The sequence below is a fragment of the Bacillus cereus group sp. Sample62 genome, assembly GCF_036851315.1.
GTDB lineage: Bacteria > Bacillota > Bacilli > Bacillales > Bacillaceae_G > Bacillus_A > Bacillus_A wiedmannii.
This window is the reverse complement of record NZ_JAFLPK010000001.1, coordinates 2,639,285-2,665,362: the sequence shown is the minus strand read 5'-3', so window position 1 is coordinate 2,665,362 and position 26,078 is coordinate 2,639,285. Positions and strand designations below refer to the sequence as shown.

The window sequence follows — 26,078 nt, the reverse complement described above, 5'->3', positions numbered from 1 at the left end:
GATAGGGATATATGCATCACGTTTTCGTGTATGGCACATTAAGAAAAGAGCAAACGAATGCTCATTTTATGCAAGGCGCAATATGCATTGCAGACGGAGCATGGACGTATGGTAAATTATTTGACACAAACGAGGGGTATCCGGCAATGATTTGTTCAAATGAGGACAAAGTATACGGAGAAGTTTATGAAGTAAATGAGGTTGTTCTGCAAAAATTAGATGAACTTGAAGAATATACAGGTAATGCAGAAAGTGATTTATATGACCGAATCACCGAAACGGTTTATTTAGGTGATAGAGAAATACGTGCATTTGTGTATGTTGCTCAAGATATAGGGATACTGAAAAAAGTTATCATTTCTGGTGATTGGGTGATGTATCAAAAAGGTAAATAAAAGTAGCGGAAGAGCAGATAGTGGAATCATCCATTATCTGCTTTTTATATTGGTACTTTCAAAATTCTTATTATTTTGATAAATTGTAAATATAGGGAAATTAGAATGGTTTTTTCATGGGTGTCAGAGATTTAGTTTTTCACCTGTAGAAGAAAAAACTATTGCAGGAGGAGAATAATAATGAACGAATTAGATGTGAGAGAATTTTACGAAAAACAATTCAAACTATCCAATTACGATATCAATACAGAAAGCTGGTTAGAGCAAGTTGCTAAAGAAGTTAAAGAACAAGTTGGATATCCATTTCAGTCGATGTTGGAACTAGGTGCAGGAAATGGTGGATTCGCAAGGGCGATGGCTAAGTTAGATGTAAAAATGACTACTGTTGAGCTTGTACCAGAGTTAGCTATGTTTGCAAAAGAACATTCTACTAATGATATAGATATTCATTGCGCTGATTTTTATAAAATTAATTTTGAAGAAAAGTTTGATGTTGTTAGTTATTTAGATGGATTTGGTGTAGGAGCAGATGATGAACAATTGATTCTATTAAAACGCATTAAAAACTGGATGAAGGATGATGGATGTGCACTTATTGATATGTATCAACCATTGTATTGGAAAAAAGCAAGTGGACAAGAAATGACCTTAAGTGCAGCTATGCGAAAATACGAATATGATAGTATAAATGAAAGAATGTTAGATCATTGGTGGCATCCGAATAATCCCAACGATATAGTCACACAGTCTTTACGATGTTATACGGTAGATGAGATTAGCAATCTATGTGCTGAAGCTGGATTAAGTATTGTAGGGTTCTTCCCAGGTGGAGCATATGATTTTGAAAAACGAAAATATAAAGAATTAGCAACATTAAATGAATGTTTGGCATATCGAATTAAAGTAAGGAAGAGTAGGGATTAATCTCTACTCTTTTTTGATTTAGAAAATTCTTACTAAAGCTATTGACTTTATAAATGGATTTTTAATACAATTATATTTCGACTGAAAAATTAGAACGGACAGGAGGGAATCATCAAATGAACAACATTTTTGAGGTAGAGTTACAAAGGATGAAAGATACATTAAGTACGATGGATGATCAATTAGAACAGCTCGAAAAAATTCCGGTTTATTATGGAGATGATTTTAAAGAACAGATTCTAGAAAGTATGAGGGAGTCTAATAGACAAAACTTACGTATTGGTGTGCATGAGCCATACTTTGGGAGACTAGACTTTCAAGAGGATGGCAAGGAAGATGTTATGCCGATTTACATCGGTAAAGTAGGTGTTTCAGATAAAGATACGATGAAACCAATTGTAATTGATTGGCGGGCACCTGTCGCAAGTATGTTTTATTCATTTACCGGTGGAGATGAATTAGCGTTTTATCAATCACCAGACGGATTAGTAGAAGGTGATGTGTATTTAAAGCGAAATATCTCTATCCGAAAAAGAGAACTAGAACGTGTTGTTGATACATACGTGAAAGGAAATGAAGATGTATCGCATGCCGATGATTTTCTTCTATATCGATTAGGTGAGAATAAAGATAATAAACTAAAGGATATTGTTTCGACGATACAATCAGAGCAAAACGATATTATTCGTGCGGAAAGAAACTTACCATTATTAATTCAAGGGGTTGCAGGGAGCGGAAAAACAACAATCGCTTTACATCGCCTTGCTTTTTTAATTTATGAATATCGTGAGCAGCTAGAAGCTGAGAGAATGATTGTATTCGCTCCGAATAGTCTGTTTTTAGACTATATTTCGAGTGTACTACCTGAATTAGGTGTAGGGAATATTAGTCAAACAACATTTCCAGATTGGGCATTACGTACGTTAGATGATTCGGTGAAACTGAAGCAGACAGAAGAAAAATTGATAGAAGCATTTTCTATTAATCGTGATGAAGAAAAGGTTATGCTCGGTAAATTGAAAGGTACACTAGAATTTAAGTCCTTTATTGAAGAGAGAATGATTCAATTTGAAAATGAATTAGTACCAACAAGTGATTTTGAGGCATGGGACAAAGCTATTATTCCAGTAGAAGACATAAAAAAATGGATGCAAGTGGAATATAAACATTATCCATTAAAGAAAAGAAGAGAAAGATTAGTCGGCCGAATGAAGCGCTGGATTGAAATTGAACTGAAAAAGTATGGAGAAACAAACGAGAAGAAATTATTAAAAAAAGAAGCGACAAAGAGATTGAACAATTATATGAAGTTTTGGCCGAAAATGAGCCCACTTTCACTATATAGTTCAATATTGAAAAATAAAGAAATACTCGAAGTATTGCCTGAAGAACTTGTGAAAGAAACTGAAAAGAGTTGTCGTAAAAAAGAAGTGTATGTAGAAGATTTACCAGCTTTAATTTACATACATCTCCGCATAACAGGTATTGAAATCGGACAGAAATTTCATCACGTCGTTATTGATGAAGCGCAAGATTTTTCACCATTCCAAGTTTACGTATTAAAAGAAATTACACTAGGTAATTCTTTTACTATATTAGGTGATTTATCTCAAGCAATTTATGATTATCAAGGGATTGAAGATTGGAGTGCTTTTAAAGAAGTGTTCCAAGAAACAGGTTATTATGAACTGACAAGAAGTTATCGTTCTACAAAAGAAATTATTGAATTTGCGAACGAGATAATTAAAAATGCAGAGATTCCAGTGGGGCTCGCAACACCAGTTTTTCGCAGCGGTGAAGATGTTAAAGTAATCCATACAGAAGATCAATTTAATGAGATTATGAAGACGTTAAAACATCTACAAAATGAAGATGTGAAAACAATTGCGGTAATAGGAAGAACAGACGATGAATGCCGCGATTTATATGAGAAATTAACAAATGCAGGATTAGCTGTAAACGTCATTGAAGCAGATCAAAGTAAATATGAAGGTGGTATTTCAGTAGTACCTGTATACTTGGCAAAAGGGTTAGAATTTGATGCTGTTCTATTAATCGATGTTGATGAAGAACATTATAAAAATACGAAACATGATGCGAAGTTACTATATGTCGGATGTACAAGGTCACTTCATGATTTATGGATTTTCCATAGCGGAGAAGTATCACCTTTAATTAATGGAATAAAATAAATATGAAAAACAAGAGGCTTTTCTAGTAACAATAAGAAGAACCTCTTGTTTTTCTATATAAAGACATGGAGAGAAAATAACTATGATAACAAAAGTAATAACAAAAAGAAATTGGGAAATCGCAAAGGTAGATGGAGAAGTTAATGAAGCTTCACTTAAAGAAGAGGGATTTATTCATTGTTCATTTTTACAGCAAGCTTTAAAAGTTGCTGTAAAACATTTTAGTCATGAAGAAGATGTTTTATTACTAACAATTGATCCATCCTTAATAAAAGCAGATATAAAATATGAACTTGCTTCTAACGGTCAAGAATATCCGCATGTATATGGGGTAATTCATATTGAGGCAATTGTAGATGTTACTCCATTTACTAAAGAAAAAGGAGAGTTTATATTATAAGAGGTACAAAATTAAGATTGTAATAGCCGTTTAAATTAACAAAAAAAGCACAAATAATATAGTTTGTGCTTTTTTATTATCTATTTTTTGTAAATACGCATTGTTTTTATCACACTAATACTGTACGATACATAGTATAAAACATATACTGTATGACATATAGTAATGGAAATGAGGTGAGTGAATGGATACTTTATTAAATTCGTTAATTACTGAATTAAGAAGAGGTACATTAACATTAGCGGTTTTAAGCCAGTTAAGAACACCGCAGTATGGGTATTCACTTGTCCAATTATTGGAGCAATCAGGGATCACAATCGATCAAAGTACTCTATATCCACTACTTCGCCGATTAGAAAAGCAAGAGCTAGTGACGAGTAGTTGGGATAAAACGGAGAGTAGACCTCGTAAGTATTACGTTTTAAGTGAATATGGATTAGAGATATTTTTGCAGTTAAAAAAGGCATGGATAAAGGATTCGAAAGAACTTTATAACTTATTAAAGGAGGAGGACAAGAATGAATTTGATTGATATTTATGTCGAAGAAGTAGCGAAGAGATTACCTGAAAAAAATCGTGAAGATATTATTCTTGAACTACGGTCAACTATCGAGGATATGTTACCTGATGAGTATAATGAGGAAGATGTAAAGAGTGTCCTTGAAAAATTGGGAAGCCCAGTTTCATTGGCTAATGGCTATCTGGATAGACCGATGCATTTAATTGGACCACGTTATTTTGATGTATATACGACGTTATTAAAAATGATTATACCAATTGCAGCTGTAATCGCACTCATTGCAATGGTTGCAGAAAATTTTGTAGGATATAATGGTGAGCAAGCGGTATTAAATGTTATTTTAAATTTGATAGGTAAAGGACTTGGGGAAATTATCGAAGTAGGCCTTCATGTATTTTTCTGGTTGACACTTGTATTTGCTGTTATAGAAAGAAGGGATAAAGAAAAGGACCCACAACCATTAACAACAAGTTTAAAAAAATGGACGCCAGATGATTTGAAAAATATTTCGTATATCCCGAAGAAAAAGGCGATCTCAAAGTTTGAAGTGTTTGGAGGTTTGATGTGGACTGCAATATGGGCCACACTTTACTTTTATGCGAATCATCTTGTAGGTGTATATCATGGTACAGAAAACGGACTGAAGTTTGTCGCGCCAACTTTTAATCAAGATGTGTTACTTCAGTATTGGCCAATCGTTGTAATTATGATTGTTTTTGAAATAGGTATATCTCTTTATAAGTTAGTACAAGGACAATGGACAAAAAAGTTGGCAATTGGGAATGCTTTTCTTCAAATAGCTGGAACAATAGTATTCATTGTAATTGTAGTAAATCCGCATTTATTTAACGAAGGATTTATTACGTATGTGGCAAATGTGTTTACTACTTCTCCAGAGGAATTTAAAAAGTGGTTAATTGGTGGAGGTATAATCATTTATATTTTATCTGCAGTATTAAATATATTTGATGGTTTCCGAAAAGCTCGTATTCGTATGTAGGAGTGAAAGGAAAGAAGATATACTTTATGAAAGGAAGAAAGCAATGATAAGGGAAGCAACGAAACAAGATATAACAAACATTTTAGATATTTATAATGATGCTATATTGAATACAACAGCCGTCTATACGTATAAACCTGTAACCCTTGAAAATAGAATAGATTGGTATGAACAAAAAAAGGCTAACGGCTATCCGATTTTAGTATGTGAATTAGATAATAAAATAGTAGGATTTGCGACATTTGGCCCGTTTAGAGCTTGGCCTGCCTATAAATATTCAATTGAGCATTCTGTGTACGTTCATAAGGAATATAGAAAAAATGGGATAGGAACTTCTTTAATGAAAGCATTGATCACAGTTGCAAAAGAAAGAGAATATATGACCTTAATTGCTGGAATTGATGCAGAAAATGAGAAAAGCATTGCCTTACATGAAAACTATGGATTTGTTCATACTGGGACAATAAAAAAAGCTGGTTATAAGTTTAATAGGTGGTTAGATTTAGCTTTTTATCAATTGGAGCTTAATGGTCCTAAAAGGCCTACGGAAGAATAGATATTTGCGTTTTGCTTAGTATTTCTTTTAGAAAGGTAGCATGGAGAAATTTCATGCTACCTTATTTATTGTATGCATAAATATCACGTAACAAAAAAGGTTTTTTATATTCTATATCGAATTTTGAGAAGATGATAAAACTATATAAAAAGAGGTAAGGATATGTATTTACAAAAAGTATAGCAAAGGCATACTAGGGGTGAGCGATTGAAAAGAAACTTAAAAATTTCAACAATCATCATATTAATTTTAACGATTATCGCTATGGAAGTTGGAATCGCGATTTATGATCATAATCTGTCATTACATACGATTTACTTTGCAGCAATCCTTATTTGTATTGTTTTGCTTTTTGGCACACGTGTTTCTGAAGAGAAAGAAAGTACATCGAAAGAGAGACGAAGAAAAACAGCTCTTATATTTTGGCCATTTATTTTATTGTCTATCGCTTGCTTTGCCGTTATTAGTTATATAAGAACAGGTTACGTCTCTGTACCGGGGATAATTGGTTTTTCATGTTTTGTTACTTATGGTGGATTCGTGTTTATTAGTATTTTAAAAAGTAAAAATTAAAGGTAGCTTACTAAGTTGAAAGGAAGAAATATATGAAACACATAGAGAATGGGACTCGCGCTGAAGGAGAATACATAAAAAATAAAGTAATTCAATATAACATGTCTATTTTAACAGATGAAGCACAACAGCCGATGGAACAAGTAAGTTTCGTAGTGAAAGATGAGGGTGGAAAAATCTTTGGCGGGGTAACAGGAACGATGTATTTTTATCACCTTCATATAGATTTTTTGTGGGTTGATGAATCAGTTCGTCATGATGGTTATGGTAGTCAACTGTTACATAAAATTGAAGACATTGCGAAGGAAAAACGTTGTAGATTAATATTATTAGATTCATTTAGTTTTCAAGCACCAGAATTTTATAAAAAGCACGGATACCGAGAATATGGTGTAGTTGAAGATCATCCTAAAGGACATAGTCAACACTTTTTAGAGAAGTGGTTATAGTAATAGTATTCGTGTTCTAGAAGGAAAGTGGATTTTAAAAGCATCACCAAACAAGGTGATGCTATTTTTAATTTATATCAACTACTCAAGCTGATGTAATTATGGGGACAAATAGTACGATTCGTATAGCTATGATTTTCTTTTTTACTGTAAATGAGTTACTGTCTTTGTAAAAGACACTTGTCGTATTTACTATATGTACTAATAAATACTATTGAATTTTTAGGAGAGGAAGAGCAATAAGACGAGCTCTGAATATAATAATGATAAAGGAGGTGTTAAGCAATGGGTTATATTGTAGATATTTCGAAATGGAACGGTAACATTAACTGGGATGTAGCAGCTCCACAACTAGATTTCGTAATCGCTAGGGTACAAGATGGTTCAAATTACGTAGATCCTTTATATAAAAATTACGTACAAGCAATGAAAACAAGAAATATTCCTTTCGGTAATTATGCATTTTGCCGATTTATTTCAATTGCTGATGCGAAGAAGGAAGCGCAAGATTTTTGGAATCGCGGTGATAAGAGCGCTACAGTTTGGGCGGCTGATGTAGAAGTAAAAACAATGGATGATATGAGAGCCGGTACACAAGCTTTTATCGATGAATTACGCCGACTAGGAGCTAAGAAAGTTGGCTTATATGTTGGTCATCATGTATATGAACCATTCGGTATGGCGAACGTAAAAAGTGATTTTGTATGGATTCCTAGATATGGAGGTAATAAACCAGCATATCCTTGTGATATTTGGCAATACACCGAGACAGGTGATGTACCAGGTATTGGCAAATGTGATTTAAATCAATTAATAGGAAATAAGCCACTTTTCTGGTTTACTGAATCAGTACCAAAACAAGAAAATATACAAGCACAAGTTTCTAAACAAAATATTATTCAATCTGGAGCCTTTTCACCTTATGAAACTCCAGATGTTATGGGAGCATTAACTTCTTTAAAAATGACTGCTACCTTCATTTTACAATCGGATGGTTTAACGTATTTTGTTACTGAACCTACTAGTGATACGCAATTAAACGCTATGAAAGGCTGGCTTGATCAAAAAGGTTGGTGGTATGAAGTTAAATAGCTCCTATATGTGAAAAAAGAAGAGCCATCAAACAAGACGGCTCTTCTCAAGTTATTATTGAATCTTGCTATTCAAATAATTTATCCATTAAATCTTGGATTTCACGTCTTCTTTTATCTGTTTCGTTCTTATCAATTGTATACGTATCATTTTCGATTATAAGAACATCACCTTCTTTTGCAGTGGAAGGGATTTTGGATTTAGGTACATCAATTGTCACGTTATTCAGTTCAATAACTGCTAGTTCGCCTTCAAAACGGTCAATAATACCTCTTTTCATAATTATCTCTCCGTTCTTACAGAAATATTTGAACCATCACTATTAATAACTACAGTGCCATTTAAATCTGTTCTATATACATTAACAGACATTGCATTTAACTTGGCCAAAGTTTCCTGTGTAGGATGGCCATAGCGATTACCTGCACCGGCACTGATCACAGCGATACTTGGTTTCACTGCATCTAAAAATGGCTGAGAAGAAGATGTCTTACTTCCATGATGACCAGGTTTTAATACATCAGATTTTAGGTTAGAACCATGTGCTAGAACCATATCTTTTTCACTTTTAGATTCAGCATCACCAGTAAATAAGAAAGATTTGCTACCGTGTGTTACTTTTAATACCGCACTCCACTCATTTAGGTCGTTACCGTATTCTTTTACGGGAGCTAAAAATTGTGAGTTTAAACCGTTGATTGGTAAAGTTACTTCAGATTTCGCTTCTTTAATTGTTAATCCTTTGTTAGCTACTGCAGTTAGGAAGTCTTTGAACGTTTGTGTCGTATGACTTACTTTAGGGGCGTAAACGTTTTTTACATTCATAGCATAAAGCACTTCATCTAATCCGCCTACATGATCAGCATCAGGATGGGTGGCAATCATATAATCAATAGTTTGGAATCCTAATCCTTTTAAATAATTTGCTACTACTTTACCTTTGCCGTTGTTACCAGCGTCAATAAGGATCGTTTCTCCACTTGGAGATTTAATAAAAGTAGCATCACCTTGTCCGATATCAATATAGTGTACCTCTAAGTTACCTTTAGGCTTAGGAAGAGCGGGACGGAAATTTGGTTCTAATACACGAGCCAAAAATGCAGCGAATTGCTCACGAGTTACTTTTACACCTGGACCAAATGTACCATCAGGCAATCCAGTGGTGATATTATTTTGTGCTAAAATTTTGACATAATTGTAACCCCAGTGAGTAGATGGAACATCAGGGAAATTGACGTCAGTACCTGTAGGCTTCAAATCAAAAGTTTTAACTAAAACTTTTGCCATTTCTGCACGAGTTAATGAGCGATCAGGGAAATAGTTTGTTTCACGTTGTACAATGTTATTATGTGCTAACTTATGTACAGAATCATAGTAATAGATACCTTTGGATACATCGGAAAAAATATGATTATAGCTAGATGGTTTTTCTAATTTTAATGATAAATCTAGCATTAAGGCCATTTGTCCACGAGTTACATCATCACTCGGTTTAAAAGTTCCTTCTGGCGTACCTTTAATGATACCTTTATCCGATAAATAGTTAATTTCTTTAATTGCCCAATGATTAGATTGGACATCAGGGAAAGATTTAGCACTTGTAAAATTAGGGATGAATAATGATAAGATTATGACAAATGCTGTTAATAATAAACTAAACTTTTTCAAAAAATCGCCTCACTTTGTGTGTTTTTTACCTAATTAACTTTACCATTTTTTTCAAGGAATTCAAGTTTTAATAGTTAAATATTATTATAGAAATACTTTTGGTGTTATATTCATTGATTCTCTCTTATTCTGTATATTTGATATAATTAATATGAAAGGATGAGAGTAACGATTGCAATTGTAAAATCAATATTATAAATTTATTTTATGAAGTTTTTTTGTAACAGGTTGGATTCTATAGTTTTATATTGAAAGAAGTAAAGTAAGACAAATTATATATAATGAGCAATTTGATGGGAGAAGGAAAATGTACACGTATAAATTGCAACATGAACAACCAATTTGCGTAGAAAAAATAAAAAAACTTTATGACTCTGTCGGTTGGTGGCCAGAAAGAAAAGAAATCGATATTCAAAAAATGTTAAAGCATAGTATAGCAATTGGGGTATGGGAAGAAAATGAATTAATTGGATTTGCTAGAGTTATTTCTGATGGTGTTTTTCGAGCGTACATAGAAGATGTTGTCGTACATGAGAATGTAAGAAATAAAGGTATTGGAGAGAAGATGCTTACAATATTACTTCAAGAAATATCTCATGTTCACATTGTTAGTCTATTTTGTGGAGAGAAATTAATAAAGTTTTATGGTGAACAGCAATTTCAAGCGACAAAGCAAATTGTGATGCATCGTAATCAAATAGTGAAAGAATAAGAGGTGCCAATGAGAATGAATGTAACAAGAACATATTGTTTATCAAAAAGAAAAGCGACTGAAGATTCTCCCGATGGTTGGAATGCAACATGTATGAGGCTTAATAATAAAATATTTGCGATAATAAACCATGAAGAAGGAGAAAAAGCTGCGATTACATTAAAATGTGATCCAGAACTTGCACTAAGATTAAGAGAAGAGTATCCAGAAGCAATCATTCCGGGGTATCATATGAATAAAAAACATTGGAATACAGTGTATATACATGAAGATGTAGAGCAAGAGCAAATTAATAAGATGATTGATTGGTCATATGATTTAGTTCTACAATCATTTTCAAAGAAAAAGCAGCAAGAGTTATTAGATTAGTATGTATAAGGGGTGGAAGTAATGAAAGACACGATCAAAGATACATATGATAAATTAGCGAGTACATATAAAGAAAATCTAGACTTGGCAAATCCATATAACAGTTATTATGAAAGACCAGCGATGATGGAGATGATTCCAAAGAATTTAGAAGGGAAGAGTATATTAGATGCTGGATGTGCAGCTGGGTGGTATACTACTCAATTTGTAGAAAGAGGAGCAAATGTTACTGCAATTGACGTAAGTTCTGAAATGGTAAAAGCTGCAAAGGAAAGTACAGGTAATAAAGCAACGCTTCTTTGTCATGATTTGCAAGAAGTATTACCATTTGAAGATAATACTTTTGATGTTATTGTAAGTTCGTTAACGCTTCATTACTTAGAAAATTGGAATAAAGTATTCCAGGAGTTTCATCGAGTATTGAAGCCAGGTGGCGAATTTATATACTCCATTCATCATCCTTTTATGGATTTTACAAAGTTTCCTTGTGAACATTATTTCGAAAAACAATTATTAGTAGATACTTGGGTTAAACCAAATATTACAATAGAAGTTAGCTTTTTTAGAAGATCACTCCAAGATATAATTAATGAAACAACAAATTATTTTGTGTTAGATAAAATGGAGGAACCGAGGCCAGTTGAAAAAATGAGAGAAGTAAACGAAAAATCATATCATTATTTAAATACAAATCCACATTTTCTTATTATGAAATCGATTAAAAAATAGCTAGTAAAATAATTATATTTTACTAGCTATTTACAGTTTTAAATTACATATTAGGAGATTTTGAGATGAATAAGAAACGAAGTAGATTATTATATGTGCTATTTACTATAGTTATAATTATTTTAGGTCTTAGCTCAAGAAAGCTAGCTTTTGCGTTACCTCATCTATTAAACGCGTACTTAGGTGATGCTTTATGGGCATTGATGATTTTTACTGTATTCGGATTTTTATTTCCTAAAATAGAAACGAAGAAAGTGGTTTTTATTAGTTTGTTATTTTGCTATGGGATTGAATTGAGCCAATTGTACCATGCCGAATGGATAGATAGCATTCGTGCAACGACTTTAGGTGGACTCGTATTAGGTTACGGATTTTTGTGGAGTGATTTAGTTGCTTATACAATAGGTATTGGGATTGGAATGTTTTGTGAGTTTATGTTAAGGAATAGATAAAAGATGTAAGAAGGGGTATTTATGAAAAAAATAATATTAATAGGTTCTGGTGGTTCAGGAAAATCTACATTAGCAAAACAGTTAGGGAATAAATTAAATATTAAAGTGCATCATCTTGATGCGTTATTTTGGAAACCGAATTGGGAAGGTGTACCGAAAGCGGAGCAAAGAAAGGTTCAAAATGAATTAGTTAAGGAAGATGAATGGATTATTGATGGGAATTATGGCGGGACAATGGACATAAGAATTAAAGCAGCTGATACAATTATCTTTCTTGATATTCATAGAACAATATGTGTTTATCGTGCTTTTAAAAGGGTTGTACAATATCGGAATAAAACAAGACCGGATATGGGTGCTGGATGTGAAGAAAGGTTTGATTTGCAATTTTTCAAATGGATATGGCAATATCCTAAAACGAAACGACCCTCAATTTTAAAAAGGCTAAATCAATTGAGTAAGGAAAAAGAGGTTATTATTTTAAAATCTTCAAAAGAAGTAAGACTATTTTTAGAGAAATACGATACCATAGATAGTTAGACTATAAAAAGAAGTAACATGGGGGGATAGGATTGAATGGATTCATTGGCCCGGTTGATTCTAATATGGTGAAAATTCCAGCAGGAAAAGTAGAATTAAGAGATGATCGAATAAAAAAACAATGGCAAGTTCAAATAAAACCATTTCTTCTTGCAAAATATGTTGTAACGATGGAATTATATGATGCGATTGCGAATAATAAAACAAGTTTATTGAAAGATAAAAATAAACCAGTTATAAATATTTCATGGAATGATGCCATTATATTTTGTAATGTACTTTCCAAAAAAGCGGGATTAAAAGAATATTATTCTATTAGTGATGATGGTCTAATTGTTAGTTGTAATTTAGATTCAAATGGCTACCGATTACCTTTTGAAGCAGAGTGGCAATATGCGTGTAAAGCAGGAACTACGGGATACATATATGGAGAACTGAAAGAGATTGCTTGGTACAATGAAAATTCACGTGGACATATTCATGAGGTCGGAAAAAAAGAACCGAATGCATGGGGACTTTACGATATGTTAGGAAACGTTTGGGAATGGTGCTATGATTTATATGATGAACAAGTGTACGGATCATACCGAATTTTCCGTGGCGGTAGCTGGGCTGAAGCTGCAAGAGGTTGTGGTGCGACCTGTCGTCGGCGTAGTCATCCTACATTTCATATAGATGATCTTGGGTTTAGGCTTGCTAGGTCCATTTAGAAGAATAAGACAAAATACCTGTAATACTAATGGTAACATAGACAAGATTTAAATTAAGGAGTGTTTAAAGTGGCACGTGTTTTATTCATTAATACCGGATCAGAAGGACATATAAATCCAACATTGCAAGTTGTAGAAGAATTAGTTTCACGCGGGGAAGAGGTAGTTTATTTTTCAATAGAATCTTTTAGAGAGCGTATTGAGAAGGCCGGTGCTACTGTTCGAATAATTGACGAGAAAAAGTTTATAAAAGCTTTTCTTTCTGGTGGTCGAAATTATTTATCAGAGAGAATAAATGGTCTTTTACATACGTCAGATGTTATTATACCAAATGTTCTTGAACAAATCGAAGGGGAACATTTTGATTACATCATTCATGATTCAATGTTTGGTTGTGGACATATAATTGCTCAAATTCTAAAGCTTCCAGCAATAAATTCCTGTACGTCTTTTGCACAGGATGAAAAATCATTTGAACAAATGTTAGACCACTTGTCTAAAAGTATCCCAGTGGAAGTTCAGGAAAAGATACATAATGATTTTGAAAGCTTAACGAAGGGAATTGCGGATAAATATAGTGTTGAAATAAACTCACCATATGAAGTTTTCTGTAATCCAGCGCCACTTACTATAGTGTATACAATAAAGGAGTTCCAACCTTTTGGAGATATGTTTAATGAAACTTTTACATTTGTAGGTCCATCTATCTCTACACAAGTAAAAAATGAAGAGTTTGATTTTACTACAATTGAAGGGAAAAGCCCGATTTACATTTCACTAGGTACTGTTTTTAATGAAGCACTTGATTTTTATAAACTTTGTTTTAAAGCGTTCGAGAATAGTAATCATACAATTGTGATGTCTATTGGTAATAAAACGAGAATAAGTGATTTAGGTGAAATTCCTAAAAACTTCATTGTAAAAAACTATGTACCACAAACAAAACTACTTACATATACAAAGTTATTTATTACACATGGCGGAATGAACAGTACACATGAAGGATTATATAACGGGATTCCGCTTATTGTAATTCCGCAAAGTGCAGATCAGCCAGTTATCGCGAAGCAAGTGGAGAATCTCGGAGCTGGGGTTAAGTTGCACATGAAAGAATTGACTGAGGAACAACTACGTGAAAGTGTAGAACTTGTATTATATAATCCTTCATATAAAGAATCTGCTTTGAATTTGAAGGAGTCTTTCCGGAAGTCTGGTGGATATAAGCAAGCTGTTGATATTATTTTTACATTTATAGGTCGGTAATAAGTATAAAATTACACATGAAAAAGTGCCTATATTAAATGATATAGGCACTTTTCTACTATTTAAAAAGAAAAAGGATGAATATTAATTTTGACAAAAGCACCTGAAATCCGCAGTAAGTACTGTTACTTAGGGTGTAATTTCACATGTTAGTAATGATGTCACTATTTCTGCGCAACTTCTGCACATTCTTTGGTGATTTCTATGTCATGATATATTCATTAAGTGAAATATTTCACAAGAAACGAAATATATTCTCGCTATGGTGTATGAATTACTAACACATACATCGATACAAGATTGTCTCTTGTTATTCTTTTACATCAAAGCCCACATTACACTACGAAGTATAACAAGAAGGGGACAGGAACATGAATAATCGATTTTTAAAACAACTACAAAACATGAAAATGAACAAAAAAAGTCTAGGAGCTGTTGCATTAACAGCCGGAATTATTGGCACGACACTTATTCCTCAAAACGCATACGCGCATGGTTTTGTTGAAAAGCCTGGCAGTCGATCTGCTTTATGTAGTCCAACTTATGGTGCACTAAATGTAAACTGCGGAAGTGTTATGTATGAACCGCAAAGCTTAGAAGCACCAAAAGGATTCCCGCAAGGTGGCCCACTTGATGGACAAATCGCTTCTGCAGGTGGTAAATTTGGTGGTATTTTAGATCAACAAACAGCAAATCGTTGGTTTAAAAATACAATCACTGGTGGAGAAAATACATTTACTTGGAAGTATACAGCGCCTCACTTAACGAGCAAATGGCATTACTATATTACAAAAAAAGGATGGAATCCAAATAAAGCGCTCACAAGAGCAGATTTTGAACCAATTGGAACTGTACAACATGATGGTTCTGCAGCCTCAAATCATGTAACTCACAAAATCAATGTACCTACTGATCGTAGTGGATATCATGTGATTTTAGCAGTATGGGATGTAGCTGATACAGCAAATGCATTCTATAATGTAATCGATGTTAATCTTATCAATGACGTAAAACCAGATACAGAAGCTCCAAGTATTCCAAATGGAATTCAGGCACAAAAAGTAACAGCGAATAGTATAGAACTAGCATGGAACGCTTCTACGGATAATGTAGGAGTAAAAGGGTATCAAATCTTCCGTAACGGAGAGATGATTGATACAGTACCAGGAACTCATTTTATTGATAAAAAATTACAACCAAGTACAGAATACTCTTATACTGTAAAAGCAATTGACGTAGCTGGAAATGTCTCGAAAGAAAGTGCAACGCTTACAGTAAAAACAACAGTTGAGGCTCCTGATACAGAAGCACCAACACAGCCAAAAGGATTACATAGTATGGGAACGACAGCATCAAGTGTTGATTTAATGTGGAGTCCATCTGACGATAATATTGGTGTAGACCATTACGATATTTATAGAGAAACAGAAGGATCAATGAAAAAGATTGCAACATCTAATACGACTTCTTATATGGATAAAAATTTACTCTCTAATACTACTTATAAATATGTAGTGAAAGCTGTTGATGTAGCTGGAAATGAATCTGTACAGAGTGATATATTCACAATTACTACAAAAACTGAAAGCGCTTCATATGAAGGTTGGGATGCAAAGAAAGCATATGAAAAGGGAGATAGAGTTCTACACGAAGGAAAAGTATATGAAGCAGTCCAGAGCTATCAAGGAAATGGGGATCCAAACTGGATTTATGCCTTATCATTATGGAAAACAGTGTAAGCTTTACCTAGGTATGAACTAAGAGATAATGGGCTTTGATGCAAAAAGAATTCTTGAGAATTCACTTTTCTATTAATATAAAAGGGTAGTATATGAATACATAAAGTAGGTTCATATACTACCCTTTTTATTATGACAATACTTTCATCATAAGAACGTGCGGAATGCCATCTTCCATAAATACATCAGAAGAAGTTTGATAACCTAGTTTTTTATAAAATCCTTCAGCTTGTGTTTGACCGTGTAGTTTTACTTTCGTAGCTTCTTTGTCACGAGCAATCTCTTCTAACGATTGTATAATTACTTTTCCTAATCCATATTTACGATAGTCTTTTAAAATACAAATACGTTCTAATTTTCCTGCGCCGTCAACAAATCGTATACGACCTGTACCTACAGGAAGCTCGTTATAATAAACTAAAATATGTTTACATTCCTCACCGATTTCATCGAATGTATCGAATTCATCTTCAAGAGGTACATTTTGTTCCTTTACAAATACTTCTTTTCGAATATGAAAGGTAGTTTCTAAATCTGTAAGTTCTGTTATGAGTTTGGAGTGCAAATTGTTCAGCCCTTTCTAGTGTGATGTGCTTTTGTTTTCATAGTATATCATAATGATACGCAATAAAGAGAAAATATAAAAAGCTGACTGTAAGAGTCAGCTTTCATTATAATTCCTTTATCCCATTTTTTGTTCCAATAATCGCCTTACTAGTCATATTAACAAACAACCCTGTTTCAACTACACCTGTAATCATTTTTAATTGAGTGTGTAAATTGGCAGGATTAGTTATGTTATGAGGGAATATACAATCGATAATCACGTTATTGTTATCGGTAATAAACGTTTCATTATTTTTTAAACGTAACGTTGTTTGACAACCTAAAGATTGAATTTTCCTTTCGGTTTGTTTCCATGAAAAAGGTATAATTTCAACAGGTAATGGGAAAGTACCTAAATGTGTTACAAGTTTCGATTCATCAGCAATAATAATTAGTTCTTTGGAGGAAGTGGCAACAATTTTCTCGCGAAGTAATGCGCCACCACCACCTTTTATAAGCTGTAAATTAGCATCAATTTCATCCGCTCCATCAATTGTAAGATCAAGACTTTGTACGTCGTTTAACGAAATTAGAGAGATATTTAGTTGTTTAGCTAATACTTCCGTTTCTTTTGACGTTGGTACAGCTTGAAATGATAAGCCTTCTTTTACACGCTCACCTAATTTTTGTATCGTCCAATATACAGTAGAACCTGTACCAAGTCCAACTTTCATCCCATCTTTTACAAAGTTAGCAGCATATTCACCAGCGAGCTGTTTGAAATTCAGCATATCATTCTGCTGGACGTGGGCCTGCATCAAGACCTGAATTTTCTACTGTAAGTATAGGACGAACGACTATATCTTTATGTACGTGCATTTGGCATGATAAACGTAAGTGATCTTCAATTCCCTTTTCTGTAATCGCATTTTTTTCATTTGTGCTCGCTTCACAGAAATCACCCGCTATAATTTCAACTCTACAAGTAGTGCAACGTGCTTTACCACCGCAACGATGGAGAATATGTACACCGTGATCTTCAATTGCTAATACTAACTTTGTTCCTTCTTTCACATCAAAAGTTCCCGCACCTTCAATTGTTAATTTTGGCAAATTTGTTCCTCCTCAAGTAATATTGTACATAACATATTTATGACCGCGAATTATTGAACATAAACATAATTTTTTTTATATGCCCCGTAACTTTTTTATTTGTTGAATCGTTAATTAAGTAAGCGCTGAAAAGGAGTGGTTATTTTGTGCACAAAAGTAACTCATATTTTAAAGAATCATATCGATATGAATCATTCAAATATAAATTTTTTAATTGAGCAATATGGAGAATTGAAAAGGTACTGTACATTTTTAACGAAAAACAAATGGGACGGCGAAGATCTTGCTCAAGAAACAGTTTGTAAAGTTCTTCAAAAATATAGTAATAAAGATATTTGTATGACGCTTGCATATAAAATAGCTAGAAATCGCTGGATAGACCAGATGAAATCAAAATCAGTTCATGAAAAAATAAAGGAACAAATTATTTTTGATGCCCCACAAGAGAATATTGCAGATTTGCATGAAATGGTAGGGAAAGTATTATCGTCATTAAATGTACAACAATCCACAATTTTATTATTAAAAGATGTTTTTCAATATAGTATCACTGATATTGCTAAAGTATGTTCCGTATCAGAAGGTGCAGTAAAAGCCTCTTTATTTCGGAGTAGAAATAGGCTGAAAACTGTAAGCGAAGAAGGGATAGAGATTGTCGAATTCACAGATGATATTGAAGTTGTAGTAACGTCTATTCGTGAGGAGAGACCAGAATTATTAACGAAACTCCTTCCGACAATAGATTTTACTAAGTTACCATCTATACAGCCAGTCTTATTGTTTTATGCGAAAAACCCTTCTTCCTACAGTTGTATGCTTTGTGCGGCATAACAATTATTGGAGGGATTTAAAATGAATGCAATTCCATATGTAGTAGAACAAACGAAATTAGGAGAACGTTCCTATGATATATATTCAAGGTTATTAAAAGATCGTATTATTATTATCGGTTCAGAAATAAATGATCAAGTAGCGAGTAGTGTCGTAGCTCAATTATTATTTTTAGAAGCGGAAGATGCAGAGAAAGATATATATTTATACATCAATAGCCCAGGTGGTTCAACAACAGCGGGTTTTGCCATATTAGATACGATGAATCTCATTAAACCAGATGTACAAACGCTATGCATGGGATTTGCAGCATCATTTGGTGCATTGTTATTATTATCAGGTGCAAAAGGAAAACGGTTTGCACTCCCTAATAGTGAAATTATGATTCATCAGCCACTTGGTGGTGCACAGGGGCAGGCAACAGAAATTGAAATAACAGCGAAAAGAATACTAAAGTTAAAGCGTGATATTAATAAAATGATTGCAGAAAAAACAGGGCAACCGATTGAAAGAGTAGCACATGATACAGAAAGAGATTATTTTATGACTGCAGAAGAAGCGAAGGCATATGGGATAGTAGATGATGTTGTTACGAAAAAATAAGATAAAAACAGGCTAGGGGATATGTTAATCCTCTAGCCTGTTTTCTTAATCTTTTACCCATTCATCAACTAGCGCTTGATTCTTTTCAATCCATTTGCGCGCCGCTTCTTCGGGATCTTTCGTTTTATTTAACTCGACCATTAATGTACCAAGCTGTTCATCGTTCATTTTCCATTTGTCAAAGTATTTTATGATATCGGGATGATCTTTTTCGAAACCTTTACGAACAGAGTAATAAATGTCATCTTTTTCACCATATACTTTCTTAGGGTCTTTTAAATATTTTAAGTCAAATTCTGAAAAGCCCCAATGCGGATTCCAAAGCGTAACAGCGATTGGTTTCTTTTTCGTATATGCTTTCTTTAGTTCACTCATCATCGCAGCTTCAGAAGATTGGACAAGTTTTAGTTTTATATCATATTCCTTCATTGCTTTGTTCGTTAAATTCATAAGACTACTACCGGGTTCGATTCCGACAATTTTGTTATCTAGCTCATCTTTATGTGCATTCAAATCCTCAATACTGTTAATGTTTTTCACATAAGAAGGGACGACGAGGCCAAGTCCAGTACCTTCATACCATTTGGATTTTAGGACAATATCATCTTTATAACGAGCATTTAACGGTTTATCCGTAACGGGTAGCCACACTTCTAAATTAGCATCAACATCACCGCGAGCAACGCCAGTCCAAATTGCCGCTTTTTCTAAATACATGAGTTCAACTTTGTAGCCCTTTTGTTCTAATAGAACTTTCCACATGTTTGCCGTTGCAATATTTTCTTTCCAACTTGTTACACCAAGTTTAATTTTTCCTTTCGAATTTGCATTTGTTGCATTACATGAAGAGAAAATCATAGTAATAAATAATGCAAGGCATATAAGCCATATTTTCTTTTTCATCGAAACCCTCCTAAGAAACGTTTGCCTTTTTAAATAAATGTATAAGTAAGCATTCTTATTATGAACGGAAACGCGAATTTTAAAGAAATCTTATGAATGTCATTTTTATGTAATATTTCTTTGCAAAATCGCAACACTATATGAATAGATGGGTAGAAAAGGAGTAGTGACATGGATAATACAAAGGTGCGTGTTGAAAACGTAACAAAAGTATTTGGGAAACACCCGCAAAGAGCGTTGTCTTTATTAAAAGAAGGAAAAAGTAAGTCAGAAATTTTAAAAGAGACAGGAATGAACGTTGGTGTAAAAAAGGCAACCTTTGAAGTATATACTGGAGAGATTTTCGTTATTATGGGTTTGTCTGGTAGCGGTAAATCTACGTTAGTTCGGATGTTAAACCAATTAATTAAACCAACAGCGGGGCATATATACATAGATGGTGAAGATATCGCAACGATGGGAAAAGAAGAGTTGCGAAGAGTGAGAAGAACGAAGATGAGTATGGTGTTTCAAAAGTTCGCTTTATTTCCACATCGTACAGTGATACAAAATGTTGCGTACGGGTTAGAAATTCAAGGAGTTCAAGTAGAGGAACGAGAGAATAAAGCGTTAGAATCGCTACAGTTAGTAGGACTTGATCATCATAAAGATAATTATCCTAGTCAACTTAGCGGCGGTATGCAGCAGCGTGTTGGAATCGCAAGGGCATTAACAAATAATCCAGATGTATTGTTAATGGATGAGTCATTTAGTGCTTTAGATCCATTGATTCGCAAAGAAATGCAAGATGAATTGTTAGAGCTACAAGATAAAATGGAGAAAACAATTATATTTATTACGCATGATTTAGATGAAGCGCTTCGAATTGGTGATCGGATTGCGTTAATGAAAGATGGAGAGATTGTTCAAATTGGAACGCCGGAAGAAATTATGATGAGCCCTGCCAATGAATTTGTTGAGAAGTTTGTTGCGGACGTAAATTTAGGAAAAGTAATTACGGCGGAATCTATATTAAAACGACCAGAGACTTTATTAATTGATCGTGGACCGCGTGTAGCACTTCAAATTATGAGGAATGCAGGTGTTTCAACTGTATATGTTGTAAATAAAAAATATGAATTTTTAGGTATATTAACCGCGGATGATGCGAGTAAAGCCGTTCAAAAACAATGGCCAATTGCTGATTTATTACTTAACGATATTCCGCATGTGTATTTAGATACTTTACTGGAAGAAACATATGCAAAAATGGCGGAGATGAAATATCCGTTACCCGTAATTGATGAGAAGAAAAGGCTAAGAGGAATTATTAAACGCGAAAGTGTCATTCAAGCTCTTGCAGGTAATATTGAGGAAGAGGTGAAAGACGATGAGTAGTATACCCCGTATTCCATTAGGGGAATGGGTCGATTCATTTGTTGCAAGTTTATATGAGCACCTTGAAGGCTTATTCCGCGGATTCTCTTATATTATCGGTGGATTCGTTGATTTACTCACTAATTTTTTAACAATAATACCGGCCATATTGATGATTATTATCCTTTGTTTCCTCATTTGGTACACAACGAGAAAAGTATCTTTAATTGTTTTTACACTCATCGGTTTATTATTTATTTTAAATATTAACTACTGGGCACAGACGATGCAAACATTAGCACTTGTACTTACGTCTGTTATTATTTCAATTATTGTAGGAATCCCAATCGGAATTTTAGCTTCTCAAAATGAACGTTTTTCAAAATTTTTAAAACCGACATTAGATTTTATGCAAACAATGCCGGCATTCGTATATCTCATTCCCGCGATTACATTTTTCGGAGTAGGTGTAGTACCTGGGATTATTGCATCCGTAATCTTTGCAATGCCACCGACAATTCGTTTTACTGACTTAGGAATTAGACAAGTTCCAGAAGATTTAATTGAAGCAGCGAATGCGTTTGGCTCTACCGCATCACAAAAATTATTTAAAGTACAATTGCCACTTGCAACTGGAACGATCATGGCTGGTGTGAACCAAAGCATTATGCTTTCTTTATCAATGGTAGTAACAGCATCTCTTGTAGGAGCACCAGGTCTTGGAGTTGATGTATACCGCTCTGTAACACAAGTTAATATCGGAATGGGATTTGAAGCCGGACTAGCTATTGTTGTCATTGCGATTATATTAGACCGCATTACACAAGGATTTCATCAAAAAAGAAGATAAAAAGAAAACACACTTTATTATACAAAGTGTGTTTTTTGTTTGAAAAGATTACATACGAACGATAACAGAACCGCCAGCTGGTGCGCAAACTTGGTTTTGTTGTTGTTCCATTGATTTAATTAATTGATTATTTTCTTCGATTAATGAGATTAGTTTCGCTAATTGGCTTTCAAGACTTGCGATACGCTGCATCATATATTGTGAATCATGAAGCAGTGTATTTCTTCCGGGATGAGGGGAGTACACATATTGTTGATTTATATTTGGATTCCAGTGAGGATGCATTTAAATCTTTCCTCCTTCAATAAATTACGAAGCTTTCTTATAGTAAATGCCTATGTATAATTAATGGTTACTTGAAATTTTATTATGATAAAAGGAGTATGTACAGAAAATGGAAAATATTATATGTGAAGTTAAAGTATATTTTTTGGAAATATTCAAATGGGATAGTGAATATATTAATACATTCAAGTAAATGTATGTTATTTAGGAAGAAATGATGGGAGGAGATGCAATTTTGACTAAAAATAAAAAAAGAAATGATGCAATGGCGATAGGTGTCGGTATAGGCGTTGTAATCGGTGTGTTTCAAGGGTTCTTTACTAATAATTTAGTAATCGGAATTGTGATAGGAATTGTAATTGGGATTGCGTTTTTGAAGAAATAAGGAAGTTGTAAATTTATTTCAAAAAATTCCCTTATTAAAAGAATGAATTTTCGGAATATAAATCCTGTTTTTCCTTTTTTTATGATATTATATATGAAAAGGTCGGTGATGGATATGAATACAACTGATAATAGACAATATTCATGGGTTGGAAATACGAAGATGTGTTTAGATGAAGTTTCAGTAAAAAAATATGGTGACATTGTGCTCGGTACATATGGTGGGAATATAAGCGCTGGAGCAAAAAAGAATGAAGATGGTGCGTTAGTTTGGTCGAATGGTGATTGGGAATTTGCGGCTATTTTAGATGGACATAATAGTGCAGAAAGTGTTGATTTAGTAGTAAATACAATCCAAAAAGAATATGAAAATATAAAAGTAATAATGAATGAATCGGTTGATACAGCATTTCGATTTGTTGAAAATCATATACTTACAATTTTTCAGTCCTCTTCATTTAAAGAAAAGTGCCAAAAAATTAAAGGTGAAACAGCTTGCTTATTATGTGTAAGAAAAGAAAATTATATATGGTGGTTATCTATTGGCGATTGTCTCATTTATGTTTTTCATGAAGAGTTACATAAGTTAGGACAATATGCATTAAATCAACGTCATTTTTATGAATGGATTGGAAATGTAAACACATTTCATTTACCAGTCCCTTGCTATTCAACAGGAATTCGTGAATTACGCGCTGGAAAGAATCGAATTGTCATGGTCACAGATGGGGTATTAGAATGCGGGGAACGTCATTATGAAACACCATTGAATCTATATAATGATATGAATAGAAATAATATAGACCTTGAAGAAAGTGTTCATCATGTATTAGAACATGTTCATCATCAATTCGGACGAGATAGTGCGACAATTATTAGTTGGGACGTAGAAAACAAAATACATGCTACGTATCCGAGTGATCAACCGGAGAAAAGGTAAAGGAGGAGACATCACTGCTTGTAGTTAAAGGGATTTTATTAGTATTATGGATCGTATTCTTAGTTGTTTTGGAAAAAGTAGTGAGAAAAAAATTAAATATACCGAAACAAACAGAATGGAATAGTAAATATGTAAACAACGCTCATAAATGGGGGACTAGGTGTCTTATCATTCCTTATATAATTGTAACGATGATATGTGCCACTTTAAATCCTATTTATATTAGTAATTTACCCATTTTATTTTTAATAACTTTATACTGTTTTCAATCATATATGGAATGGAAATTTGATAAAGAGTCAAGGGAATATGTCATTTCTTTAGGCACGGTGCCATTATTAATAATAACAGGAATTATGCTTAATCTTTTCTTTTATAGCTATTGGAGTTAATCATATGTGGAATGAATGGGGAGACAAAATGAAAAATCCTAAATTACGTGCTGAAGTAATGATTTTAAATGAAGATCATTCTAAAGTGCTTGTTCAATGTGATGAGAATGAATCATTTTACCGTTTTCCAGGAGGTTCTATTGAATTTGGCGAGATGGCACAAGAAGCAATAATGCGGGAGTTGATGGAAGAATATGATTTGAAAGTGGATGTTCAAAAGTTAGCAATTGTAAGCGAGCATATTTTTGAGTGGAAGAATGAAAAAGGACATCACTGTACATTGCTACATTGGGGAACTGTTGAAGCGATAATTACCAATGAAATAAGACATAAAGAACATGCGGATATTATATTAATTTGGAAAAGTATAGAAGAATTAAAAACGAAGCCAACATACCCTGAAGGGATTGTAAGTTATTTAGAAAAGGATAACCATAATATAGTCCACTTTATTTCTAAAAATAAATAAAGTAATAGGAGGTGGAGTAATGGGAACTTCTACTTTTTGGATTATAAGTATTATTTTTTGTATAGTTGTTTATTTATTGGATAAGTATTTAAGAAAAAAATTGAATATGCCAAAGAGTGGTTTTTGGGGATATAAAAAACATGTAAATAGTTTACACAAAAAATTAGAAATAGGACTAATGTTTATTTATTTAATAACTAGTTTTATTTTTATCGTTAAATTCGAAAGCGTTAATATTGCTTATTTCATTTTTACTTATTTAGGGGGAACGTTGATATTAAGAGCATTGATGGAATGGAAATTTGATAGAGAATCGAAAGAATATATATTTTCAATAATTGGGATATTCACGTTTGTTTTTATGACTTCAATACTATTTTACTTCTTTCCATCTGCCGCATAACAAGATAATGATTGATGCAAGAACTATAAGAGGGAGGAGGTTGGACTTAAACGTAATTTTAAAACGTATTCATGAAAAACGTAAAAAGCAATCACATATAATAATAGGTATTGATGGTTGTGGCGGTGCAGATTTTATTATTGATGGTGCAAATAATGAAATAACTAATAAATAAGAAACCACTTACTGCTAAATGGTTTCTTATTTATTTAAGCATCTATTTTAGCTAAAATAGATGTAACGAAATTTGTTTTATCCTCTGCATATTGATGTTTATTATTAGGGTTAGCTTGTGAAAGTTGAATCTTTAACTGTTCATACTGTATACGAGAAATTTTGTTGTTTATTAAGTAATCTCTGAATTGTAATTGCTCTATTAAATATGTATTTCCTTGTTCATACATATGAATTTGATGAGTTCTTGGCTCACCTTTATTAAAATAGTATCTTTCTGGCAGTATATCTTTTCTGTATTTATAGTTTAGTAGTTCTAACTTTTTAATACATTTTAAACCGTCCTTATAATCTTCTAATTCGATTGCTATATCAATAATTGGCTTTGCACTTAGATGTGGGATAGAGGTACTACCAATATGGTGTATCGCTAAAATATGTTTGCCAATTTGTTCCTCAATGAAGTGTTTCTCTTTCATAAATTCAATTTGCCATTCTTCAGTCCACGGAACTAAAAACACTTTTCCATACGGTAAACCTAACATT

36 protein-coding genes are annotated in these 26,078 nt (G+C 33.3%); 28 read left to right on the top strand and 8 right to left on the bottom strand.

Annotated features, from left to right (window positions below; all coding sequences use genetic code 11):
* Positions 1 to 11: 11 nt before the first annotated feature.
* The 10 genes from J0835_RS13495 (at position 12) to J0835_RS13450 (ending at position 8,101) form a co-directional block, all read left to right on the top strand.
* Positions 12 to 395, top strand: coding sequence for a gamma-glutamylcyclotransferase family protein (locus J0835_RS13495; protein ID WP_087980673.1), 384 nt, complete (start codon positions 12 to 14; stop codon positions 393 to 395).
* A 180-nt stretch (positions 396 to 575) separates the two neighbouring features.
* Entirely contained in the window at positions 576 to 1,319 is a 744-nt protein-coding gene (locus J0835_RS13490; RefSeq protein ID WP_087980672.1) for a class I SAM-dependent methyltransferase, read from the top strand.
* A gap of 116 nt (positions 1,320 to 1,435) precedes the next feature.
* Entirely contained in the window at positions 1,436 to 3,511 is a 2,076-nt protein-coding gene (locus tag J0835_RS13485) for a HelD family protein (RefSeq protein WP_087980671.1), read from the top strand.
* A gap of 82 nt (positions 3,512 to 3,593) precedes the next feature.
* Positions 3,594 to 3,911 (top strand): DUF952 domain-containing protein, encoded by a 318-nt coding sequence (locus J0835_RS13480; protein WP_087980670.1) that lies wholly within the window; start codon positions 3,594 to 3,596, stop codon positions 3,909 to 3,911.
* A gap of 184 nt (positions 3,912 to 4,095) precedes the next feature.
* Positions 4,096 to 4,443: a PadR family transcriptional regulator gene (locus J0835_RS13475; protein ID WP_087980669.1), complete on the top strand. Its 348-nt coding sequence runs from the start codon at positions 4,096 to 4,098 to the stop codon at positions 4,441 to 4,443.
* Entirely contained in the window at positions 4,430 to 5,431 is a 1,002-nt protein-coding gene (locus J0835_RS13470) for an HAAS signaling domain-containing protein (protein WP_087980668.1), read from the top strand. Before J0835_RS13475 ends, J0835_RS13470 begins: the two co-directional genes overlap by 14 nt.
* Before the next feature lie 43 nt (positions 5,432 to 5,474).
* On the top strand, positions 5,475 to 5,987 hold the full coding sequence (locus tag J0835_RS13465) for a GNAT family N-acetyltransferase (protein WP_087980667.1): 513 nt from the start codon (positions 5,475 to 5,477) through the stop codon (positions 5,985 to 5,987).
* A gap of 207 nt (positions 5,988 to 6,194) precedes the next feature.
* Positions 6,195 to 6,560: a hypothetical protein gene (locus J0835_RS13460; protein WP_087980666.1), complete on the top strand. Its 366-nt coding sequence runs from the start codon at positions 6,195 to 6,197 to the stop codon at positions 6,558 to 6,560.
* Positions 6,561 to 6,592: 32 nt separating this feature from the next.
* The gene (locus J0835_RS13455; protein ID WP_087980665.1) at positions 6,593 to 7,009 is read left to right on the top strand and encodes a GNAT family N-acetyltransferase; all 417 of its coding nucleotides are present in this window, start codon (positions 6,593 to 6,595) and stop codon (positions 7,007 to 7,009) included.
* Between the two features lie 285 nt (positions 7,010 to 7,294).
* Entirely contained in the window at positions 7,295 to 8,101 is an 807-nt protein-coding gene (locus J0835_RS13450) for a GH25 family lysozyme (protein WP_087980664.1), read from the top strand.
* A gap of 67 nt (positions 8,102 to 8,168) precedes the next feature.
* Here the strand turns inward: J0835_RS13450 and J0835_RS13445 are convergent, their stop codons facing one another.
* Together J0835_RS13445 and J0835_RS13440 are read right to left on the bottom strand one after the other, a co-directional pair.
* A complete protein-coding gene (locus J0835_RS13445) occupies positions 8,169 to 8,381 on the bottom strand; it encodes a DUF3006 domain-containing protein (protein WP_087980663.1) in 213 nt (70 codons plus the stop codon).
* Positions 8,382 to 8,383: 2 nt separating this feature from the next.
* Positions 8,384 to 9,769 (bottom strand): S-layer homology domain-containing protein, encoded by a 1,386-nt coding sequence (locus J0835_RS13440; protein ID WP_087980662.1) that lies wholly within the window; start codon positions 9,767 to 9,769, stop codon positions 8,384 to 8,386.
* Positions 9,770 to 10,076: 307 nt separating this feature from the next.
* Here J0835_RS13440 and J0835_RS13435 point away from each other — a divergent pair, with 307 nt between their 5' ends.
* The 8 genes from J0835_RS13435 to J0835_RS13400 all read left to right on the top strand — a co-directional run bounded on the left by J0835_RS13435 (position 10,077) and on the right by J0835_RS13400 (position 16,283).
* Positions 10,077 to 10,481: a GNAT family N-acetyltransferase gene (locus J0835_RS13435; protein WP_087980661.1), complete on the top strand. Its 405-nt coding sequence runs from the start codon at positions 10,077 to 10,079 to the stop codon at positions 10,479 to 10,481.
* Between the two features lie 15 nt (positions 10,482 to 10,496).
* A complete protein-coding gene (locus tag J0835_RS13430; protein ID WP_087980842.1) occupies positions 10,497 to 10,850 on the top strand; it encodes an MmcQ/YjbR family DNA-binding protein in 354 nt (117 codons plus the stop codon).
* A 21-nt stretch (positions 10,851 to 10,871) separates the two neighbouring features.
* The gene (locus tag J0835_RS13425; RefSeq protein ID WP_087980660.1) at positions 10,872 to 11,579 is read left to right on the top strand and encodes a class I SAM-dependent methyltransferase; all 708 of its coding nucleotides are present in this window, start codon (positions 10,872 to 10,874) and stop codon (positions 11,577 to 11,579) included.
* 65 nt (positions 11,580 to 11,644) lie between these two features.
* The gene (locus J0835_RS13420) at positions 11,645 to 12,031 is read left to right on the top strand and encodes a ribosomal maturation YjgA family protein (RefSeq protein ID WP_087980659.1); all 387 of its coding nucleotides are present in this window, start codon (positions 11,645 to 11,647) and stop codon (positions 12,029 to 12,031) included.
* A gap of 21 nt (positions 12,032 to 12,052) precedes the next feature.
* The gene (locus tag J0835_RS13415; protein WP_087980658.1) at positions 12,053 to 12,571 is read left to right on the top strand and encodes a DNA topology modulation protein; all 519 of its coding nucleotides are present in this window, start codon (positions 12,053 to 12,055) and stop codon (positions 12,569 to 12,571) included.
* A gap of 32 nt (positions 12,572 to 12,603) precedes the next feature.
* Positions 12,604 to 13,281 carry a formylglycine-generating enzyme family protein gene (locus J0835_RS13410; RefSeq protein ID WP_176373349.1) on the top strand — a complete coding sequence of 226 codons (678 nt, stop codon included), beginning with the start codon at positions 12,604 to 12,606 and terminating at the stop codon, positions 13,279 to 13,281.
* Positions 13,282 to 13,350: 69 nt separating this feature from the next.
* On the top strand, positions 13,351 to 14,544 hold the full coding sequence (locus tag J0835_RS13405; RefSeq protein ID WP_087980657.1) for a macrolide family glycosyltransferase: 1,194 nt from the start codon (positions 13,351 to 13,353) through the stop codon (positions 14,542 to 14,544).
* Positions 14,545 to 14,915: 371 nt separating this feature from the next.
* Positions 14,916 to 16,283: a lytic polysaccharide monooxygenase gene (locus J0835_RS13400; RefSeq protein WP_087980656.1), complete on the top strand. Its 1,368-nt coding sequence runs from the start codon at positions 14,916 to 14,918 to the stop codon at positions 16,281 to 16,283.
* 130 nt (positions 16,284 to 16,413) lie between these two features.
* Here J0835_RS13400 and J0835_RS13395 read toward each other — a convergent pair whose 3' ends face one another.
* The 3 genes from J0835_RS13395 to J0835_RS13385 form a co-directional block, all read right to left on the bottom strand.
* Positions 16,414 to 16,848 (bottom strand): GNAT family N-acetyltransferase, encoded by a 435-nt coding sequence (locus J0835_RS13395; protein ID WP_087980655.1) that lies wholly within the window; start codon positions 16,846 to 16,848, stop codon positions 16,414 to 16,416.
* Positions 16,849 to 16,954: 106 nt separating this feature from the next.
* Entirely contained in the window at positions 16,955 to 17,617 is a 663-nt protein-coding gene (gene rpiA / locus J0835_RS13390; RefSeq protein ID WP_087980840.1) for a ribose 5-phosphate isomerase A, read from the bottom strand.
* A gap of 4 nt (positions 17,618 to 17,621) precedes the next feature.
* Positions 17,622 to 17,942 carry a 2Fe-2S iron-sulfur cluster-binding protein gene (locus tag J0835_RS13385; protein WP_087980654.1) on the bottom strand — a complete coding sequence of 107 codons (321 nt, stop codon included), beginning with the start codon at positions 17,940 to 17,942 and terminating at the stop codon, positions 17,622 to 17,624.
* A gap of 144 nt (positions 17,943 to 18,086) precedes the next feature.
* Here J0835_RS13385 and J0835_RS13380 point away from each other — a divergent pair, with 144 nt between their 5' ends.
* Together J0835_RS13380 and clpP are read left to right on the top strand one after the other, a co-directional pair.
* Positions 18,087 to 18,773: an RNA polymerase subunit sigma-70 gene (locus J0835_RS13380; protein WP_087980653.1), complete on the top strand. Its 687-nt coding sequence runs from the start codon at positions 18,087 to 18,089 to the stop codon at positions 18,771 to 18,773.
* A 21-nt stretch (positions 18,774 to 18,794) separates the two neighbouring features.
* Complete coding sequence (clpP, locus tag J0835_RS13375; protein WP_087980652.1) at positions 18,795 to 19,376, top strand: ATP-dependent Clp endopeptidase proteolytic subunit ClpP; 582 nt, start codon at positions 18,795 to 18,797, stop codon at positions 19,374 to 19,376.
* A gap of 45 nt (positions 19,377 to 19,421) precedes the next feature.
* Here clpP and J0835_RS13370 read toward each other — a convergent pair whose 3' ends face one another.
* Positions 19,422 to 20,279, bottom strand: a complete 858-nt coding sequence (locus J0835_RS13370) for a glycine betaine ABC transporter substrate-binding protein (RefSeq protein WP_087980651.1) — start codon at positions 20,277 to 20,279, stop codon at positions 19,422 to 19,424.
* Positions 20,280 to 20,450: 171 nt separating this feature from the next.
* Here J0835_RS13370 and J0835_RS13365 point away from each other — a divergent pair, with 171 nt between their 5' ends.
* Positions 20,451 to 21,656, top strand: a complete 1,206-nt coding sequence (locus J0835_RS13365) for a quaternary amine ABC transporter ATP-binding protein (protein WP_000370615.1) — start codon at positions 20,451 to 20,453, stop codon at positions 21,654 to 21,656.
* Positions 21,649 to 22,485: an ABC transporter permease gene (locus tag J0835_RS13360; protein WP_000095065.1), complete on the top strand. Its 837-nt coding sequence runs from the start codon at positions 21,649 to 21,651 to the stop codon at positions 22,483 to 22,485. The genes J0835_RS13365 and J0835_RS13360 overlap by 8 nt, the downstream gene beginning before the upstream one ends.
* A gap of 48 nt (positions 22,486 to 22,533) precedes the next feature.
* On the opposite strand, the gene J0835_RS13355 is transcribed toward J0835_RS13360, so the two are convergent.
* Positions 22,534 to 22,770 (bottom strand): hypothetical protein, encoded by a 237-nt coding sequence (locus J0835_RS13355; RefSeq protein WP_140386777.1) that lies wholly within the window; start codon positions 22,768 to 22,770, stop codon positions 22,534 to 22,536.
* 217 nt (positions 22,771 to 22,987) lie between these two features.
* On the opposite strand from J0835_RS13355, the gene J0835_RS13350 reads away from it, so the two are divergent.
* The 6 genes from J0835_RS13350 to J0835_RS13325 all read left to right on the top strand — a co-directional run bounded on the left by J0835_RS13350 (position 22,988) and on the right by J0835_RS13325 (position 25,533).
* On the top strand, positions 22,988 to 23,155 hold the full coding sequence (locus tag J0835_RS13350; RefSeq protein WP_140386776.1) for a septum formation initiator: 168 nt from the start codon (positions 22,988 to 22,990) through the stop codon (positions 23,153 to 23,155).
* Positions 23,156 to 23,269: 114 nt separating this feature from the next.
* Positions 23,270 to 24,094 carry a PP2C family serine/threonine-protein phosphatase gene (locus tag J0835_RS13345; protein WP_087980839.1) on the top strand — a complete coding sequence of 275 codons (825 nt, stop codon included), beginning with the start codon at positions 23,270 to 23,272 and terminating at the stop codon, positions 24,092 to 24,094.
* A 68-nt stretch (positions 24,095 to 24,162) separates the two neighbouring features.
* Positions 24,163 to 24,486, top strand: coding sequence for a DUF4181 domain-containing protein (locus J0835_RS13340; RefSeq protein WP_087980648.1), 324 nt, complete (start codon positions 24,163 to 24,165; stop codon positions 24,484 to 24,486).
* A 28-nt stretch (positions 24,487 to 24,514) separates the two neighbouring features.
* Positions 24,515 to 24,955, top strand: coding sequence for an NUDIX domain-containing protein (locus tag J0835_RS13335; RefSeq protein WP_140386797.1), 441 nt, complete (start codon positions 24,515 to 24,517; stop codon positions 24,953 to 24,955).
* Positions 24,956 to 24,974: 19 nt separating this feature from the next.
* Positions 24,975 to 25,358, top strand: a complete 384-nt coding sequence (locus J0835_RS13330; RefSeq protein WP_087980646.1) for a DUF4181 domain-containing protein — start codon at positions 24,975 to 24,977, stop codon at positions 25,356 to 25,358.
* Between the two features lie 40 nt (positions 25,359 to 25,398).
* A complete protein-coding gene (locus tag J0835_RS13325; protein WP_254913057.1) occupies positions 25,399 to 25,533 on the top strand; it encodes a hypothetical protein in 135 nt (44 codons plus the stop codon).
* A 34-nt stretch (positions 25,534 to 25,567) separates the two neighbouring features.
* On the opposite strand, the gene J0835_RS13320 is transcribed toward J0835_RS13325, so the two are convergent.
* On the bottom strand, positions 25,568 to 26,077 hold the full coding sequence (locus tag J0835_RS13320) for a GrpB family protein (protein WP_087980645.1): 510 nt from the start codon (positions 26,075 to 26,077) through the stop codon (positions 25,568 to 25,570).
* Position 26,078: the final 1 nt, after the last annotated feature.